The 13,819-nt window shown below is 63.3% G+C and carries 15 protein-coding genes and 3 tRNA genes; 3 read left to right on the forward strand and 15 right to left on the reverse strand.

The features are described 5' to 3' along the window. Positions 1-105: 105 nt before the first annotated feature. The 5 genes from Y707_RS0114210 to Y707_RS0114230 form a co-directional block, all read right to left on the reverse strand. Positions 106-1,197, reverse strand: coding sequence for a LacI family DNA-binding transcriptional regulator (locus tag Y707_RS0114210; protein ID WP_333782851.1), 1,092 nt, complete (start codon positions 1,195-1,197; stop codon positions 106-108). Further along, complete coding sequence (locus Y707_RS26235) at positions 1,157-1,393, reverse strand: hypothetical protein (protein ID WP_051442038.1); 237 nt, start codon at positions 1,391-1,393, stop codon at positions 1,157-1,159. The genes Y707_RS0114210 and Y707_RS26235 overlap by 41 nt, the downstream gene beginning before the upstream one ends. A gap of 55 nt (positions 1,394-1,448) precedes the next feature. After that, the gene (locus Y707_RS0114220) at positions 1,449-2,321 is read right to left on the reverse strand and encodes a carbohydrate ABC transporter permease (RefSeq protein WP_026535576.1); all 873 of its coding nucleotides are present in this window, start codon (positions 2,319-2,321) and stop codon (positions 1,449-1,451) included. A gap of 23 nt (positions 2,322-2,344) precedes the next feature. After that, complete coding sequence (locus tag Y707_RS0114225; RefSeq protein WP_026535577.1) at positions 2,345-3,373, reverse strand: carbohydrate ABC transporter permease; 1,029 nt, start codon at positions 3,371-3,373, stop codon at positions 2,345-2,347. Positions 3,374-3,460: 87 nt separating this feature from the next. Next, positions 3,461-4,759: an ABC transporter substrate-binding protein gene (locus Y707_RS0114230; RefSeq protein ID WP_026535578.1), complete on the reverse strand. Its 1,299-nt coding sequence runs from the start codon at positions 4,757-4,759 to the stop codon at positions 3,461-3,463. Between the two features lie 244 nt (positions 4,760-5,003). Between Y707_RS0114230 and Y707_RS26240 the strand changes: the two genes are divergently transcribed. Beyond that, on the forward strand, positions 5,004-6,662 hold the full coding sequence (locus tag Y707_RS26240; RefSeq protein WP_035781817.1) for a glycoside hydrolase family 13 protein: 1,659 nt from the start codon (positions 5,004-5,006) through the stop codon (positions 6,660-6,662). A 13-nt stretch (positions 6,663-6,675) separates the two neighbouring features. Here the strand turns inward: Y707_RS26240 and Y707_RS0114240 are convergent, their stop codons facing one another. From Y707_RS0114240 to Y707_RS0114280, 9 genes are all read right to left on the reverse strand, one after another. Beyond that, positions 6,676-7,287 (reverse strand): hypothetical protein, encoded by a 612-nt coding sequence (locus tag Y707_RS0114240; RefSeq protein WP_026535579.1) that lies wholly within the window; start codon positions 7,285-7,287, stop codon positions 6,676-6,678. Beyond that, positions 7,284-7,886 (reverse strand): DUF6286 domain-containing protein, encoded by a 603-nt coding sequence (locus Y707_RS26245; RefSeq protein ID WP_051442041.1) that lies wholly within the window; start codon positions 7,884-7,886, stop codon positions 7,284-7,286. Before Y707_RS26245 ends, Y707_RS0114240 begins: the two co-directional genes overlap by 4 nt. Further along, complete coding sequence (locus Y707_RS0114250) at positions 7,883-8,284, reverse strand: hypothetical protein (RefSeq protein ID WP_253905187.1); 402 nt, start codon at positions 8,282-8,284, stop codon at positions 7,883-7,885. The genes Y707_RS26245 and Y707_RS0114250 overlap by 4 nt, the downstream gene beginning before the upstream one ends. A 5-nt stretch (positions 8,285-8,289) precedes the next feature. Next, positions 8,290-8,481, reverse strand: a complete 192-nt coding sequence (locus Y707_RS0114255; protein ID WP_026535581.1) for a DUF2273 domain-containing protein — start codon at positions 8,479-8,481, stop codon at positions 8,290-8,292. A 65-nt stretch (positions 8,482-8,546) separates the two neighbouring features. Continuing rightward, a complete protein-coding gene (locus tag Y707_RS0114260; RefSeq protein WP_081744889.1) occupies positions 8,547-9,107 on the reverse strand; it encodes an Asp23/Gls24 family envelope stress response protein in 561 nt (186 codons plus the stop codon). A gap of 106 nt (positions 9,108-9,213) precedes the next feature. Next, on the reverse strand, positions 9,214-9,978 hold the full coding sequence (locus tag Y707_RS0114265) for a hypothetical protein (protein WP_216699263.1): 765 nt from the start codon (positions 9,976-9,978) through the stop codon (positions 9,214-9,216). A 439-nt stretch (positions 9,979-10,417) separates the two neighbouring features. Beyond that, positions 10,418-10,490: transfer RNA gene (locus Y707_RS0114270), tRNA-Phe, on the reverse strand. A 55-nt stretch (positions 10,491-10,545) separates the two neighbouring features. Next, positions 10,546-10,619, reverse strand: a tRNA-Asp gene (locus Y707_RS0114275). A 59-nt stretch (positions 10,620-10,678) separates the two neighbouring features. After that, positions 10,679-10,751, reverse strand: a tRNA-Glu gene (locus Y707_RS0114280). A gap of 165 nt (positions 10,752-10,916) precedes the next feature. On the opposite strand from Y707_RS0114280, the gene Y707_RS0114285 reads away from it, so the two are divergent. Together Y707_RS0114285 and Y707_RS0114290 are read left to right on the forward strand one after the other, a co-directional pair. Continuing rightward, the gene (locus tag Y707_RS0114285) at positions 10,917-11,282 is read left to right on the forward strand and encodes a metallopeptidase family protein (protein WP_253905188.1); all 366 of its coding nucleotides are present in this window, start codon (positions 10,917-10,919) and stop codon (positions 11,280-11,282) included. Between the two features lie 23 nt (positions 11,283-11,305). After that, positions 11,306-12,229 carry a cation diffusion facilitator family transporter gene (locus Y707_RS0114290; protein ID WP_026535585.1) on the forward strand — a complete coding sequence of 308 codons (924 nt, stop codon included), beginning with the start codon at positions 11,306-11,308 and terminating at the stop codon, positions 12,227-12,229. 83 nt (positions 12,230-12,312) lie between these two features. Here Y707_RS0114290 and Y707_RS0114295 read toward each other — a convergent pair whose 3' ends face one another. After that, positions 12,313-13,332: a universal stress protein gene (locus Y707_RS0114295; protein WP_026535586.1), complete on the reverse strand. Its 1,020-nt coding sequence runs from the start codon at positions 13,330-13,332 to the stop codon at positions 12,313-12,315. Positions 13,333-13,819 lie beyond the last annotated feature (487 nt).

A 13,819-nucleotide genomic window follows, 5' to 3' on the forward strand; every position in this document is an offset into this window, starting at 1 on the left:
CGGCGTCTGGCCAGCCGGTGGATTCCGGTCCGGCAGCTCGGGCGCGCGTCTTAGCGCACCGCTGCGCTGCCGGGTGGATTGCCGACGGCGGCGCGGTCATTGCCGCTACGTCGTTACTGGCGACGGCGGCGGGGCCGTTGACTTGCGCACCACCAGTTCGTGCGGCTGGATTCCAGGCTGGACCCGGGCGGCGCCGGCCAGTTCGGCCAGCAGCAGGCCCGCGGCGAAGGCACCCTGCTCGTCCGGCCGCTGCCGGATGGTCGTCAGTCCCGCCGGTTCAGAGAGTTCATGGTCATCGATCCCCACCACGGACAACTCTTCCGGAATCCGGATGCCCCGTTCCGCGGCAGCCATCATGACGCCGAAGGCCATCTCATCGGAGGAAGCGAAGATCGCCGTCGGACGGTTGCCGGGATCATCCAGGAGCCGGGCAGCTGCGGCCTTGCCGTCCGCGGCCCTGAAATTGCCCAGGGCGGTCCATTCCGGCCGCACCGGGAGACCATGTGCCTGCATTGTTGCCTCAAACGCTTCATTGCGCAGCAGCGGGACGGAAAAATCGAAACCGTACTCCCCGGTGCCTTGCAGATGCGCAATGTCCCGGTGACCAAGCCCGATCAGGTGCTCAACGGCGTCCTTGACGGCAACCGGATCATCGATACTGACATGGCGCACACCCTCCAGATTGGAACCGACAACAATCGACGGCGAGTCCAGCGCGCGCAGCGACACCAGTTCCTCTTCAGTCAACGACATGCACATCACCAGAAGGGCATCGATGCGTTTGCGCAGCATCGAGCGGTGGAACACCCGCTCACGGTTGCCCCCGGCCCCGCCCAGGTTGAAGACCATCAGGTCGTAGCCCGCGGCCCGCAAGGCCCGGTCGGCGCCGCCGAGGGCAGTGGCGAAGTACCAGCGGTCAATCATCGGCACCACGACACCCATGGTCATCGTCCGGCCGGAGGCCAGGCCTGAGGCGGACGACGACGGCACGTAACCGAGACGCTCGACGATCTTCAGCACGCGCTCACGGGTGGCCGCCGAGACGCCAGGGATGCCGCGGACGGCTCGCGAAACAGTCGCAGTGGAGACCCCGGCGGCCATAGCGACGTCGTCAATACTGACTGCCGGCGCCGTTGCCCCCTTGGACGTCTTCCCCTTAATTGCGCTGATGCCGGTCCCCTCTTCCGGAATCTGGATTGCCTAGCCGCTTCTTGACCAACAACCAAATGATCAGGACGAGGAGAAGCAGCAGCAACGCCCATCCGACGGCGGGCTCACCCGAAAGCTGGGCAATGATAGTAACGACGACGAGGACCGCGGCGAAGAAGCCGAGCAGACCGATCAGGATGTCGATATTCTCGGCCTTGCGCTCGGCCTTCCGGTTCTTCACCATTGCGTTGTCCGCTCAGCACCGTTGGAGCGCCTGCCCTGCGGTGCGTGGTCGACGATCACTTCACACCACCTGCGGTGAGGCCCGCGACGATCTTGCGCTGGAAGATCAGCACCATGATGACCAACGGGATGGTGACAACGGTTCCTGCCGCCATCACCGCTGTGTAGGGTTCCTGGTGCGGCTGGCTGCCCGCGAAGGAGGCAATCGCAACGGTGACAGGCTGAGTCGCATCGCTGGCGAGCTGGCTGGCGAGCAAGTACTCGTTCCAGGACGCGATAAAGGCGAGGATCGCCGTCGTGAATACCGCCGGAGCCGCCAAGGGCATGATGATCTTGCGGAACGCCTGCGACTTGGTGCAGCCGTCGATCCGCGCCGCCTCCTCGAGTTCCCATGGCATTTCCCGGAAGAACGAAGTCAGCACGTAAACGGTCAGCGGCAGGACGAAGGAAATACTCGGAATGATCAGCGCCTGATACGTGCCCATCCAGCCGATGTCGGTGAAGAGCTGGAACAACGGAGTCACGAGTGCGACGCCGGGGAACATCGACGCTCCGAGGATGACGCCCAGCACCATGAACTTGTACGGAAACTCCATCCGGGCCAGCGCGTAGGCTGCGAAAACGCCGGCGGCCAGACCGATGACCGTCACGCAGACGCCGATGAACAGGCTGTTGAACAACGCCCTGCCCAGGTGGTTCCCCAACTCTTCGGAGAACGCGGTCACGAAGTTGTTCAGGGTCGGATGGGTCGGCCACAGCGTCATTTCGAAGGTGTACTGGACCTCGCGGAAGGCGGTGACCATCATCCAGTAGAACGGCGCCATGCACCAGAGGAAAATCACCGCGGCGCTGACATACGTGCGGATACTCGCCCATCTGGCACGGTTCCGGGCACGCCGCTTCGGAGCGCTGTCGGGCCCTGTCGCCACGTCGGCGGTGCTGGTTACTGTACTCACTTGATTTTCGCCTTTCCGCCGGACGTGCTGTCCGCGGCCACGTTGGCGCCGAGGAACTTAATGAAGATGAACGCGACCAGGAAGATAATAATGAACGTGATCGTCGACAATGCGGCCGCACTGTTGAAGCCTTGCCGGATTTGTTCAACGACCAGAATCGACAACGTTGTCGTACCGTTCGCGCCACCGGTCAGGATCGCCGGCAGGTCATACATCCGCATGGCATCAAGGACGCGGAACAGGATCGCCACGATCAGCGCCGGCTTCACCAGCGGCAGCGTAATATGCACGAACCTCTGCCAGGCTGATGCGCCGTCGACCTTGGCCGCCTCGTAGACGTCGCCCGGGATCATCTGCAGTCCGGCCAGGATCAACAGCGCCATGAACGGCGTCGTCTTCCACACGTCGGCAATAATGATGGCGAACCGTGCCGGCCACTCGCTGCCGGTCCAAAGAATGGTGGTGTTAAAAAGGTTGTTGGCCACTCCGTTGAACGCGAAGATGAAGAACCAGAGCTTCGCCGTGACCGCCGTCGGAATTGCCCACGGCACCAGTACGGCGCCGCGCAGGATGCCACGGCCCTTGAACGCGCGGGCCATGATCAGGGCCATCCAGAAACCGAATACCGTCTCCAGCGCCACCGTGACGATGGTGAAGAAGAACGTGATGCCGGTGGCAGACCAGAACTGCGCGCCCAGGCTTCCCGGGGCACAGGGCACCGTGCCTCCGCCGACCGCGGCACATTGCTGCAGCAACCACTGGGTGTAGTTGTTAAGGCCGGCAAAACCGCCCTCGACGAACAGCCCGGTCGCCGGATCCAGCCCGGCGTCCTGCTGGAGCGACATCACAATGGCGCTGATGATCGGATACAGAATCACGACGGCGAGCAGCACAAGCGTCGGCGCTATGAACAGCGCCGCCCAGCGGCCTTGACCGGGAATCCTGCGCTTTCCGTTACCGGATGAACCCGGTTTCTCCCCGGGGGGCTTCTCGGCATCGCCGACTGGTACTGCCTGGACAGCCATGGTCCTCCTCCCGCGCAGGCAATATCGCCTGCGCGTGCTTCGTTCGGACCTGAGGGCTGGGGCTGCAGCCCCGCCCTCAGGCTTTGCCTAAGATCCGGCTGCGGCTGACGTAATCGCTTGCTGCATGTCCGCCAACGCCTGATCCACCGATTTCTCCCCTTGCAGGGCGGCGTAGGAGTTGTCCTGGATCGCCTTTGAGACCGCGGGATAGAACGGCGTCACAGGACGCGGCACCGCATTCTCGATCGAGGTCTTCAGTACGGGCAGGTACGGAAGTTCCTTGACCAACTCCGGATCGTCATACAGATCGGTCAGCACTGGAGCCAAGGAGCCCTGCAGCGCGTAGAACTTCTGCGTTTCCGGGCTGGTGATGAACTCGACGAAGTCGTGCGCCGTCGCCTTGTTATCGGAGTAGACGCTGATGCCAACGTTGTGCCCGCCGAGTGCGGAGGCGCCTGGTCCGTCGCGGCCCGGCAGCGGAGCGATGGCGAACTTATCCTGGACCTTCGAGGATTCCTCGTTCTTGGCCAAGCCATAGACGTACGGCCAGTTGCGCAGGAACAGCAGGTCGCCGTCCTGGAACGCGATGCGGCTCTGTTCCTCCATGAAGGTGATGGTCTGTTCCGGAATGTTTCCGGTTTCGAATCCCTCGACCAGGTTGGTCAGCCCGGCCTTCGCCTCGGGAGTCTCGAGCGTCGGCTTGCCACTGTCGTCGAGGATGTCGCCGCCGGCGGTATTGATCGCCTCGACGGTGTTGACGGTCAGCCCCTCATACTTGGCAAACTGGCCGGCGTAGCAGCCCATGTCATTTTCCTCGGCGATGTCGCACATGCCCATCATCTCTTCCCATGTCTCCGGCGCCTTGGGCACCAGATCCTTGCGGTAGTAGAGCAGGCCGGCATCGCTGGACTGGGGTGCGGTGTAAAGGGTGTCGTTGTAGGTACCGCTGGCGACGGTCGCCGGCAGCATGTCACCGGTCTCGATGGCCAGCTCATCCTCGAGTGGCTGCAGCCAGCCCTGGGCGGCGAATTCAGCGGTCCAGATCACGTCGACGCTCATCACGTCGTATTCCTCGTTCTGAGCCTGGAAGTTCTGGACCAGATCGTCGTGCTGCTGGTCCGCACTGTCGGACTGTTCCTTGAAGGTGACCTTCTCGTCCGGGTGCGCTTCATTCCATTTCTTGATCAGGGGACGGACAACGTCGCTGTTGTCCTTGCCCTGGACGTAGGTAATAGGGCCGCGTGCATCCAGGTTCTGGGAGGCCGGTCCGTCGGCTTCTCCGCCGCCACCGCCACCGCCGCCGCCGGTGGATCCTCCGCAGGCCGTCAGGGCAAGGGCCAGAACGCCAGCCGCAGCGACTGGTGCCAGTCTCTTACTATTGAACATAAACTCTCCTCGTTGAGATGGCCGCGAGAATACGATGGCCGGTTGAGTGATGAGGCTCATATTAGTAATGTGAATCACGTCAATGCAAGCGCTTACGTAAATCGACGTCGAAAGGTCTCCCGTGACTGACCTCCAGCAGACTCCATCCGCGAGGCAAGACGCCGGGCGATCCGTTCCGTGGTGGTCCGACGCGGTGATCTACCAGATCTATCCGCGCTCCTTCGCCGACGCCGACGATGATGGCATGGGCGACCTCGCGGGAGTCACCGGGCGGCTGCCATATTTGGCGCAACTGGGCGTTGACGCCATCTGGCTGTCCCCGTTTTATGTCTCACCGCAGGCCGACGCCGGCTACGACGTCGCCGACTACCGCGACGTCGATCCGTTGTTCGGGAGTCTGCAGGATTTCGACACCATGCTGGCCGCCGCGCACGAACGTGGCATCCGCGTCATCGTGGACCTCGTTCCCAATCACACCTCGGATGAGCATGTGTGGTTCAAGGAAGCCTTGAACTCAAAGCGTGGTTCCCGCGCCCGGGACCGCTATATATTCCGCGACGGCAAGGGCGGACACGGGGAGCTGCCGCCCAATAACTGGCAGTCGGTCTTTGGAGGTCCGGCCTGGAGCAGGTTGATGGAGGTCGACGACGGTTCGGCCCTGGGTCCGCAGTGGTACCTGCACTTATTCGACTCGAAGCAGCCGGACCTGAACTGGGAGAACCCCGAGGTCCAGGAAGAAATGATCTCGGTCCTCCGCTTCTGGCTTGACCGTGGAGCCGACGGTTTCCGCATCGACGTCGCCCATGGCCTCATCAAAGAGGAAGGGCTTCCGGACTGGAGCGGACAGGCGGGGATGGTTGAGGGTGAGAGCCCGACGGTTGAAGCAACCAATATCGAGGATGAGGAGCAGGCCCGGATGGGTGGACCGGAAGAGTCCGACGCCGGCCGCTCACCAATGTTCGACCAGGACGGCGTGCACGACATCTACCGCCGCTGGAACGAGGTGCTGGCCGAATATCCCGGGAACCGGATGCTCGTCGCAGAAGCCTGGGTGGAACCGGCCGAACGGCTCGCCCGCTACATCCGTCAGGACGAGATGCAGCAGGCCTTCAATTTCGATTTCCTGCTGGCCGGCTGGGATGCCCGCAGGATGGCCAAGAGCATCGAGGAATCGCTGAACGCGGCTTCCTCCGTCGGTTCCCCGAGCACCTGGGTGTTGTCCAACCACGACACCATCCGCCACACCACCCGGTTCGGCCTCCAGGACCCGACGAACTTCCCGAAGGGCGTCGGTTCCGATGATGAGCAGCCTGATGAAGCACTCGGGCTGGCTCGGGCGCGGGCGGCCACGTTGCTCATGCTGGCCCTGCCCGGCTCCGCCTATATCTACCAGGGTGAAGAACTCGGCCTGCCCGAGCACACCGCGCTGGACAGCGATGTCCGCCAGGACCCGTCGTTCTTCCGTACCCAAGGCGCGGAAAAGGGCAGGGACGGTTGCCGGGTGCCGCTGCCGTGGCATTCGGATGCCCCGGGCTATGGCTTTGGCGACTACGCCGCCAGCGACGCCGGCCCCTGGCTGCCCCAGCCAGCGAGCTTCAAGCGGTACGCGGTCGACCGGCAGGACGGCATTGCCGGTTCCACCCTTGAGTTCTACCGCTCAGCGCTGGCTTTCCGCGCCGAGTACCGGCTCGGTGCCGGGATCCTGGAATGGTCACCGCTGAACAAGCCGGGCGACGGCGTCCTGTCATTCAATAACGGTTCTGTTTTGGTTTTCGCCAATCTGGGAACCGGGCCCGTTGACCTGCCCGGCGACCACAGCGTGGCACTTTCCAGCAGTCCCGATGCGGTGGATGACACGCGGCTCGCGCCGAACGCCACGGTGTGGATGCTGCCGGAGAAATAGTCAGGACGTCAGCTCAGCGGACGCGTTCGGCGCGGACGAATTTCGTCCGCGCCCCGGCGCCCATGCTGATCAACACCGGCCGGCTGACCCCGACGACGGCGTCGAGCGCACGCACCAGCTCCGACACTTCTTCAGCAATGATGTATGGCGCCACTCCCGGCCGCGGATGCAGCCGGACGCGCAGACCAGGTTCACCCTTGATCTTGTAGGCGGCCACGGTTGCATTGACCAGGTCGGTCCGCTCCGCGAGAGCACCCTTGAGCGCCTGCTCTGCCACGGAACCGCTGATCAGGACGCGTCCACCGTCGCGCTCCTGGCCAAAGTCACCGGCAAAGTCGCTCGTCCTGCCCTTGCCCTGATTAGCCGCCCACGCCACCATGCCCACAATCAACAGCACGGTGAGCACAGCCAGCACAATCCACAGCCAGCTGTCCCGCTGGCCTTCGAGGGTCGTCTGTTCAAAAAGCGCGTGCATCCGGGCCTGGATTGCTTCTGCAACGTTGTGCCACCAGGGGCCGGCTGCAGGGACTACGGCCAGCGCCAGCGCCAATGCCCCGATCGCCAGCAGAATGGCACCGATGGTTACCAGCAGGATCCGGTTGAGGGCGCGCGGAGTGCCGTTCATACGCCGATCACTCCCTCAGCCGAAACCTTGACCCTGACGTCGGGCAGCGGCTTGACCGGAGTCCGGATCAACTCGTCCTCCACAGCTTCGGCGATGGCTGCCTCATCCACAGGGATGCCCGACGTCGGCCTGACATTGACTTCGACCAGCCGGCGGGAGACTGTGACGAGAACCTGTTCCGGCGTCACTCCTGCCTCCGCCCGTGCCCGCCTGGCCAGGGAAGATGCAATTACTTCATTGTCGACGACGACGGCGGCACGGGGGTTCGGGATGATGTGCCGTGAGCGGCGGCCGGGCAACACGGCATTCAAGAAAAAGTACAGTCCCAGCAGGAAGATCAGCGCTCCGACCGCGCCCAGCGCCAAGGGATCAATTCCGGACGGGAGGTTACTGATCCACTCCCACGCCTGCTCGGGTGCCAGCAGCCACGGTTCCTGCCCGAACGCCTTCAACGCTGCCTCGAAAAGGCAATAGACAGCGAAAACGGTTACCAGGCCGGCCGCCAGCACGGACGCTGCCGCGCGGGAGGCATGCGTCTCCCGGCGCAGGATTCCCGCCGTCGCCGGATCGGGAGCACGCTCGGTTTCTTCTGCACTCATTGAACGCGTCCGCCCTCCTTGACCCGGACACCAGTGATCCGGATATCCACCCGGCTCAACTGCGAACCGGTCAGATGGGTGATTTTATCCAGGATTGTTTCCCTGGCCGCCAGCCCCCGCTCCCAAATGGAACCGCCAATATTGTCAAGCACCGATGGATCCCGCGCGACGCGGGTGAGCGAAGGGATTTCAATTGGCAGCATCAGCGAAAGGGCGAGCAGACCGGCGTCGTCCCGCCAGGTGGCCCGGATCTGATCCCCCGGGACGCGCAGCACCTCCGCTGCGGCGGCCTGGGCAACACTGGTCAGCGCCTGCGTGCTGATCCGGTTGTGGCCCGAAAATCCCGATTTCCGTCCGGCACGCACGGCATTACGGACGGTTTCCGCCCTGGAAGCCAGCTCCGTCACGAGGAGGATCGCCGCCCGGTCAGAGCGTCCCGGACACCGCGCAGATCAAGCTTGCCTTCAGCTGCCCGCCCGAGCAATGCTCCGACGGCCATGAAGACAACCATGAGCAGGAAACCCCAGAACTGGAACAACAATGCGGTGAACGCAAGAATGGCGCCGATACCGATGCCAATGACGGTGAGATTCATTCGAATCCCTCACTTCCTGTATGACTCAAAGACCATTAATCGCCAACGTCCCATGCGCCCTGCCGCTATTTCTCATTTGCCTGCTGCTTGCCGTCGTTGACGCCGGGAACGTTCACATCGTTGATCTCGACATTCACCTCGATCACGCTCAATCCAACGAGTTCCTGCACCGCTGTGTAGACGGCCGCGCGGACGTGGTTCGCCACATCCTGAAGCGGATTTCCATACGAGGCCACGAGATTAATATCGACCGCGACCTGGGTCTCGCCGACCTCGACGCGTACGCCTTGGGTAAGATCGCTGCTGCCGACGGCGTCGCGCAGGGCTCCGAGGGTGCGTGATCCGCCGGTACCGAGAGCGTAGACGCCTTCGACCCGACGGGCCGCGATGCCCACCACCTTGGCTACAGCGACATCCGAAATGACAGTCCGGCCGGTCGCGTTCTCTGCAGCGGCCTGTTGCGCGCGCGCCGTCTGCGGAGTGTTCTTCGCGAGCACTTCGGTCTCCCCCGTGCCATCGCCCGCGTCAGCCGCCGTGGGACGGAAGTCCTGATCCGGGCCGGTTAAGGGCTCGGTTCGGATCTCAGTTGTGTGGGCACCACTGGTACGGGCATCGTCGTCGGCCATCGTCCACCCTTTCTGTTAGCTCCCACCCTAGCCCGTTGCGTGCCTCTGCAGGGCAGAACAACACCGATGCTGGAATGTGTGGAAAATGCGGTTAAAAACAGCTCCGTCAGTGCAGTTTGGGACAATTCTCCAGGACCCACTCCTCGATCGGAATGACCGCCTCCTCGAAGGCCGCCTCATCAAAGTTGGAGTATGCATGACCACTCTCAGCGAAGACTTCCTCCACCTTGTCAAAGTCGTCGCGGAGTTCCGCCGGGACCTTCTTCTTGAGCTGGGTCAGCTCGCTTACCGCTTGCTTGGCCTCCGCCCGGCCTCCACCGTAGGAGTAAGTCAATGGCGCGAAGGCGATCGAGAGCATCTGGGCACTGATGGCCTTGCATGCCTTGCTCATATTTTTGAACGCCCCGCTGAGGCCGGCGCGGGCGGACGCTTCATCGCCGTCGGAAGCCTTTCCGTTGCTCCCAGCACCATTGCCGTCGATGCCACTGGCTCCCTCATTAACGTCCGCGTTGTCGGTGGATTTGCCCGTGCCGTTGGCCTCATCCTCCGGGCCTGCGGCAGTAGCATCCGCGTCTTCGTTTCCGTCCACGCCTTCGGGCTGGTCCGCTCCGCCATTGGGAGCAGAATTATCCTCCGCGGCGTCGCCTTCATTCGGAGCGACATTTCCGCTCAGGGCGCCGCTTCCTTCCGCCCCTGGATTTGCGTCCGCCCCACCGCCTGCGGCGTTGCCTGAATCTACACCGCCCGCGTCGGGGCCCTCGCTTACGCCCCCGTCACCGGCAGCGTTCCCTCCGTCATACACGCCAGGGCCACCGCCGTAGGAACCCGTGGGCACATCGCTGGCCTCCGCATTGGTCGGGACGCTTCCCACGGAGCTTCCATCTGTCGAAATCCGGTTCTCGCCGGGCAGGCTTTCACCCTCGGTGCTACCGGCGCCGGAGCAGCCGGTCAGGACGAGAGCAGCAGTGAGTAGAGTGGAAGGAATGAGAGCGCGTGGGGGCCGGTGACGGGTCCTGGAGACCTCAGGGGCACATTCCATGCCGGGCGAATCCATCGATATCGCAAGGCCTTTCCGGCCGTCGAACTGGTTCATGACGCCCTCCAAAACGGTCCCTCCAGAATACAGCCGGGCGATCCGGCGCGACTGGATTCCAACATCCCGTCTCTGTAACACTTTGGAGTTTGCGGACCACGTTCCGGTTATGGGCCAGGTCCTGCCGCTCACCCTCGCTGCGCTGGATTTAAAACCAAAAAAGGCCCGACGCCGCACGTCTGGCCTTGGTATTCCCGGCGCATGCAAGCGCCGTACGTGGCTCCGACCGGCGTCGATCCGGTGACCTTTCGATTTTCAGTCGAACGCTCTACCAACTGAGCTACAGAGCCCGGCGCCACTCTTACTGGCGCCGTGACGATCCGGCTTTTGACCGGAACGCCAATGCGACCCTGACGGGACTCGAACCCGCGACCTCCGCCGTGACAGGGCGGCGCGCTAACCAACTGCGCTACAGGGCCTTACTAACAAGACTGGTCAATACTACCAGCCTCAAAACGCAGGAAAATTACTCCTGCAGTACCCCCAACGGGATTCGAACCCGTGCCGCCGCCGTGAAAGGGCGGTGTCCTAGGCCGCTAGACGATGGGGGCATCGGACACTACACGTGAAATCTTCCGCCCGATTTGCATCGAGGGAACCTTCCCGTTGTGGACCTATAAAAGCATAGGGCCCAGCGGCCGATTAAACAAAATGGGGTGTGTCTTCCGTCCGCCGTCGTCGCGCCGGCCCCTGGGAGGGGGTAGAAATGGAATGTGATGGAGATGCCCGAGGAAGAATTCGAGGCGGCGGTCGACGACGCGATTGACCGCATACCGGAAGACCTGGCCAATGCGATGAGCAACGTCGCCATCTTCATTGAAGACAACTATGAACCGGACCCTGGCGAAGACCCGGACACGGTGTTGCTGGGCATCTACGAGGGCACCCCCCTGACCGAGCGCGACGGTTGGTGGGAAGCAGGTTCCCTGCCGGACCGGATCGTCATTTTCCGCGAAGCGATCCTGGAAATGTGCGAAAGCCGTGAAGAAGTTATCGAGGAAGTACTCGTGACGGTCGTTCATGAAGTTGCCCACCATTTCGGCATTGATGACGCCCGGTTGCACGAGCTGGGCTGGGGGTGACCGCCGGGCGATAGCCTTAACCCATGGGGCACAGTCACACTCACGGGATTCAGCCCGGCACCGCCGCGGGCAAGCACCGCAAACGGCTGTTCATCGTCGTCGCCATTACCTTGTCCGTCGTAGTTATACAGGTTATCGGCGCCGCCCTCTCCGGCTCGCTGGCGCTGCTGGCCGACGCCGGGCATATGCTCTCCGACGCCGCAGGGGTTTCGATTGCCCTACTGGCCTCCTGGATCGCCACCAGGCCCGCGAGCGACCGCAGCACTTATGGGTATCAGCGCGCCGAGGTGCTGGCCGCCCTGGCGAACGCCCTGGTCTTGATCGTCATCGCCGTAGTGATCTTTATCGAAGCTGTCCGCCGGTTCGGCTCGGAGCCGGAAGTGGAAACAGGGATCATGCTGGCCGCGGCTGTGATCGGCGCTGCGGCGAATCTCGTCTCACTGCTGGTCCTGCGCGGCGGCCAGAAGGAGAGCCTGAACGTCCGTGGGGCCTACCTGGAAGTCCTTGGAGACCTGCTCGGGTCGATCGCCGTCATTATCGCCGCCGTAATCATCGCCACCACTGGCTACACACAGGCGGACACGTGGGCATCGATCCTGATCGCCCTGATGATCCTGCCGCGGGCGTGGAGCCTGCTTAAGGACGTCGTGAACGTGCTGCTGGAAGCGACGCCCAAGGATGTGGATCTGGACATGGTCCGCGAACACATTCTCAGTGTCGAGGGCGTGACCGATGTGCATGACATCCATATTTGGACCATCACCTCGGGCGTGCCGGTGTTTTCGGCGCATGTGGTGGTTGGTAATGAAGCGTTCGACGCCGGCGGCGCGGACCGGATCCTGGACCGGCTGTGCGAGTGCCTTGGCAGCCATTTCGACACCGAACACTGCACCTTCCAGCTGGAACCCCAGGCCCACGCCCGGCACGAACGGGAACAGCACGCCTGAGCCTGGGCAGGCATGACCGCCCATACACACGGACGGGAGCGGCGCTTCGACCAGTTGGCTGACTCAGGCGCCCGTCCCGCAGGTTAGCTGGAGCCGAGCAGCGGTCCGAAGTCCGGCCGGTTGGCAAGCCGTGGATCAGTTCGGTCAGGCACCACCATGAGCGGTCCCTTGGCATGGTGCATGACGCCCTGGCTGGTGGAGCCCAGCAGCATGCCGGCAAACCCACCCCGGCCACGGGAACCAAGTACCAGCAGCTCCGCGGTCCTGGACGCTTCGATCAACACCTCGACCGGAGCTCCGTCGACAACCTGATGCGAGATATCCAGACCCGGGAAGTGACTCTGCAGCCACGCCTTGCCAGCGTTCAGCTGCACCTGGATGTCCGCGTAGAGAGCCTCCCGGTCCAGCGGCGCGGGCACCCACGCCAGCGAACCGGTAAACGGCGGAACGGAACAAATCATCCGCAATGGACGCTTCCACCGCAAGGCCTGCTCAGCGGCCACCAGCACGGCCGCACGGGCCTGTTCCGAACCGTCAACGCCGACCAGAACCACGGGCTCCACGTCCGCCGCACTCGTGGCGGGCTGGCGGTCGCGCCCCTGTGGGGCTTCGATGCCTGCTTCTGCCAGCCGCGACGCGCTGCATAGCGGAATGGTGACCGTGGGGCACTTGGCGTGGGCCGGCAAAGCGCTGCTGACCGAGCCGAGCAGCCGTCCCATGAAGCCGCCCCGGCCCCGGGAACCAACCACCATGAGCTCGGCTTCTTCGGACAGCTCGAGCAGCACGCCGGCGGCATCGCCCGTTTCCACGGAGGCATGCACCTCGACGTCGTAATCCGCCACTCTTGCCGCGGCCTGCCGAAGCACCGTTTCCGCGCCATCGCGGATCACGGCGTCGTCAACTGTGGCATAGCCTCCGTCAAGTCCGGAAGCGGCGAAAATAGGAACCGTATACGCGGTTACCAAATGCAATGGTGCACGACGGCGTTGAGCCTCCTTGGCGGCCCAGATGAGTGCGCAGACACTTTGGTCGGAGCCATCAACTCCCACCACGATCCCGCGCGGCTTCCTTCCATCCGTACTATGTCCGGCTTTCTCACTCATGGCCGGTGCCTCCTAGACTGCCCCCGAGGGCGTTGATTCCGCCTGCTTCAAGCTTACCTTCCAGTGACCGACCACACAGCAACGACGTCCTACAACTGTGGAAATCACGATCCATACGCTACTGCCCCTGTGGAGAACCGGCCCGCCGCTACCGGGCAGTCGAAGATTTATGTAGGCTCGGACCAGTGTTCCGCACCGGGATCTGCCGGGGGAACCAACAGCGGTCACGCCTGTGGCCGGATCATTTCGCTTACCTATTGAAGAGCCGTAACTGGGGGCCGCTCAATGGGCCTGTTCTCCTACCGTTCGGGGAGGTACCAATAGTGGGCAATGCGCCATGCACGTCAGCGGCCATGGAGTCGACTAACACGGTGATCATCGGTTCCGGACTGTCCGGCCTGGCAGTTGCCAGTGAGTTGAGCCGCAAAGGCGTCGCCGCGATCGTGGTGTCCGGCTGCGGCGGGCTCCTTGGGGACTGCAGCACACA

The sequence above is a fragment of the Arthrobacter sp. H14 genome (assembly GCF_000520495.1).
Lineage (GTDB): Bacteria > Actinomycetota > Actinomycetes > Actinomycetales > Micrococcaceae > Arthrobacter_C.